General features: G+C 68.2%; 4 protein-coding genes. 2 read left to right on the plus strand and 2 right to left on the minus strand.

Annotation, left to right across the window (positions count from 1 at the left end; translation table 11 throughout):
- Positions 1 to 321 precede the first annotated feature (321 nt).
- Both VFG33_RS15285 and VFG33_RS15290 read right to left on the minus strand, forming a co-directional pair.
- The gene (locus tag VFG33_RS15285) at positions 322 to 741 is read right to left on the minus strand and encodes a DUF2237 family protein (RefSeq protein ID WP_325026856.1); all 420 of its coding nucleotides are present in this window, start codon (positions 739 to 741) and stop codon (positions 322 to 324) included.
- A 50-nt stretch (positions 742 to 791) separates the two neighbouring features.
- The gene (locus VFG33_RS15290) at positions 792 to 1,562 is read right to left on the minus strand and encodes a lysophospholipid acyltransferase family protein (protein ID WP_325026858.1); all 771 of its coding nucleotides are present in this window, start codon (positions 1,560 to 1,562) and stop codon (positions 792 to 794) included.
- Positions 1,563 to 1,829: 267 nt separating this feature from the next.
- Here VFG33_RS15290 and VFG33_RS15295 point away from each other — a divergent pair, with 267 nt between their 5' ends.
- Together VFG33_RS15295 and VFG33_RS15300 are read left to right on the plus strand one after the other, a co-directional pair.
- Entirely contained in the window at positions 1,830 to 2,594 is a 765-nt protein-coding gene (locus VFG33_RS15295) for an alpha/beta hydrolase (protein WP_325026860.1), read from the plus strand.
- A complete protein-coding gene (locus VFG33_RS15300) occupies positions 2,587 to 3,444 on the plus strand; it encodes a hypothetical protein (protein WP_325026862.1) in 858 nt (285 codons plus the stop codon). Before VFG33_RS15295 ends, VFG33_RS15300 begins: the two co-directional genes overlap by 8 nt.
- The last annotated feature ends 115 nt before the right edge of the window (positions 3,445 to 3,559 follow it).

Genomic DNA, 3,559 nt, shown 5'->3' on the forward strand with positions numbered 1-3,559 from the left:
CGCGTAGCTGCGTCCTTCCCTGGTCGACGTGGTGGGTGTCAAGGGTCGAACTTGTTCGATCGCCGAAGGCGACGCCAAAGGCGCCCTTGACACCCACCACGTCGACTAGCACACTCCCGCAGCGGAGACCGCGCAACCACATCACCAATGCACCGGGGTGCAACCACCCCGCCACTGCGGCGCGTCCACATCGCCAAATGCGCCTGAAGCAACCGCAGTTCCAATGCACCCGACGCAACCACATCGCCAATGAACCGGCGTACCACCTCGAGCTCCAACGGCAGCGAGAACCCGCGTCCGGAGTACGGGAGTGGGCTGGGACTACGTGAGGGAGCTGGGGTCGGTGGGGACGTCTACGGCGTGGGTTCGGAGGACTGTGAGGGGGATGGTGTCGAGGGAGCGGGCGTGGGTGGAGGCTAGTACTACGGGGGCTGGGGCGCCTGCGTGGTACGCCTGGAGCCAGCGGGCTGCTACTACGCACCAGCGGTCGCCTGGGCGGAGGCCCGGGAAGTTGAATTCGGGGCGCGGGGTCGCCAGGTCGTTGCCGACCGCGGTCTGGTGGGCGAGGAACTCGGTCGTCATCACGGCGCAGACGGTGTGGCTGCCGAGGTCTTCCGGGCCGGTGGTGCAGCAGCCGTCGCGGAAGTACCCGGTGACGGGGTCGGTGCCGCATTCTTCCAGCGGGCCGCCGAGGACATTCAGGTCGTTCTCCACGAGCACCATCTTCGCGTACGGAACCACCTGCCACCGACATCCCGCAGTACGGGCAGCTCCGCGTCCCGCAGTGCGGGTCAGGAGGCCTTGGTGTCGTCCAGGCGGGGTTTGATGTGGTCGTCGATGGATTCGCCGGCTTTGAGGAGCTCCTTGGCCTTCTCGGCGTACATGTCGACGTACTCCTGGCCTGACAGCTCCATCAGCGCGTACATGATCTCGTCCGTCACCGAGCGGAGGACGAACCGGTCGCGCTCCATCCCCTCGTAGCGGGAGAAGTCGAGCGGCTTGCCGATCGCGACGCCCGGACGGAGCAGGCGCGGCAGCCGGCGGCCCGGCTCGCGGACCCACCATTGCGGCCAGATCCTGCCCAGCGGCTGGAGCTTCTCGGTGTCGATCATCGCGACCGGGATTACCGGCACACCCGCCACGATCGCCATCCGCGCTACCCCGGTCTTGCCCTTGTAGAGCCGGCCGTCGGGCGACCGCGTCCCCTCGGGGTAGATGCCGAAGAGCTCGCCCTGCTCCAGGATCTCCAGGCCGGTGTTCAGCGCGGCCAGCGAGGCCCGCCCGCCCGACCGGTCGATCGGGATCTGGCCCACCGAGCGGAAGAAGGTCGCGACCAGGCGCCCCTTCAGCCCGGGCGCGGTGAAGTACTCCGATTTCGCCGGGAACACGATCTGCCGCGGCACCGCCACCGGCAGGAAGATGGAATCACAGAATGCCAGGTGGTTGCTGACCAGCAGAGCCGGGCCGGTGACGGGGATGTTCTCCAGTCCCTTGACCCGCGGACGGAAGAGCAGCTTCACGATCGGTCCGACGAAGAATCGCCTGAGGAACAGGTACAGCATCCGCCTTCACCTCCGTCGCTCGGCCGACACCTTACGTTCCACTGTCCCCCACAGGCAATGTGACCACCAGGGATTCACCTGTTGCACTCTGTGGTGGCATGTGATTGCAATGACCCGGGTGGGCGGCAGGCGACCGGGGCTGTGGGGTTGGGGATGGTAATAGCCTAGTGCGACGTCGGTCACGACATCCGCGCCGGGGTGGGCGGGCGGCCCCGCGGCTGCGACCATTGGCGTCTCAGGAAGTCAGCGACTGTCTAGGAGCCACCCGTGCCAGTGCAAGACCATGCGGAAGAGTTCCGCGGTCCCGGATCCGGCGAGAACGCCGCCGTCGGGGTTCTGCTGAGCCACGGCTTCACCGGCTCACCGAAGTCGATGCGCCCGTTCGCCGAACACCTCGCCGCCGAGGGCTTGGGCGTCGCAGTACCGCGGCTGCCGGGGCACGGCACGACCTGGCGCGAGCTGAACACCACCGGCTGGCAGGACTGGTACGCCGTCCTCGACAACGAACTGCAGCGCCTCCGCAAGGAGCACGACAAGGTGTTCGTCGTCGGGCTCTCGATGGGCGGTTGTCTCGTACTGCGGCTGGCCGAGCAGCACGGCGCCGACATCTCCGGCGTCATCACCATCAACCCGTCCGTGCAGACCGACGACAAGCGGGCTGTCCTGCTGCCGGTGTTGCAGCGGCTGGTGCCGGCGTTCCCAGGGATCTCGAACGACATCAAGAAGCCGGGTGTCGACGAGGGCGCTTACGACCGGATGCCGCTGCGCGCGTTGTACTCGCTGTCGCAGTTGTGGAAGCTGACGCGGGAAGATTTACCGAAGGTGACTCAGCCGCTGCTTCTGTTCCGCAGTACTGTCGATCACGTGGTGGAGCCGAGTTCGGGCCGGACGGTGCTGGCCAGGATCTCGTCCCGCGACGTGACCGAGACCCTGCTCGAGGACAGCTACCACGTGGCCACTTTGGACAACGACGCCCCGCGGATCTTCGCGGACTCGACCGCCTTCATCCAACGGATCTCAGCTGATGCGTGACAACGGACTGACCGCCTCGGCGTACACGTCGCTGGGCGGCATCGACCCGCTCATCATCGAACCAGTCCTCGCCGCGCTGGCCGAGGCAGGCATCGCCGCGTACGCCGAGGCGCCGGGCGGGCCTGGTCCGTCGGAGGCCACGCCGGTGCAGACGGTCGAGGCGCCGGAGGACGAGACCGCGGCGGAGACGGAACCACCCGCCGAGGCGTCCGCCGACACCGCGGCGAAGGCAGAGGTCCCCGCCAAATCCGAGTCCCCGGCCAAGGCCGAGACACCGACGCGCGCCGACGCGCCGGCCGAGGCGCCGGAGAAGAAACTGCCCGCGGGATTCGAGGAGATCTTCGTGGACTCGGACTCGGTGGATCGCGCTCGCTCGGTGGTCGAGCGCAGTACCGAGGACGCCGAGTGGAACTCGCTGGTCGAGCAGTTCAACCAGCCCTCGGCGCCCGGCCATGCGGAGACCCCGGTCCCGCGGTGGCCGGCGAGTGAGGACGTGGACGAGAACTCCTACGAACCACTCATCGACGTACCGGCCGGGTTGATCGTCGGGGACACCGACGAGGACCCGCCGGAGGAGCCACCCGCCCGGCGTACGGACGATCCGCACGACCACTTCATCCCGCCGGAACCGCCGCGCGGGCCGCGGCTGGACTGGATCAGCCGGGCGGCCTGGCTCGGCCTGCTCGGCGGACCGACGCTGCTGATCCTGGCGGCGCTGTTCGACTTCGGCGCCGGGCACATCACGCTGGTCGCGGTGGTCGGGTTCATCGCCGGCTTCCTCACCCTGGTGATCCGGATGGGCGACCGGCTCCCGCCGGACGACACCCCTGACGACGGCGCCGTCGTCTGACCCGTCGGCGGGCGATAGAGTGCCGATCGTCGGACAATCCGACGACTATCGCGAAGGAGGCACCCGTGCAGGTCACCGAGACGGTCGAGATCACCGGCCACCTGATGGACTCCGG

The organism is Kribbella sp., assembly GCF_035687465.1.
GTDB lineage: Bacteria > Actinomycetota > Actinomycetes > Propionibacteriales > Kribbellaceae > Kribbella.

What these genes read in the sequence shown, in the direction of transcription:
- VFG33_RS15290 (WP_325026858.1), bottom strand. Translation starts at nt 1,562, where the DNA reads ATGCTGTACCTGTTCCTCAGGCGATTCTTCGTCGGACCGATCGTGAAG.
- VFG33_RS15300 (WP_325026862.1), top strand. Translation starts at nt 2,587, where the DNA reads ATGCGTGACAACGGACTGACCGCCTCGGCGTACACGTCGCTGGGCGGC.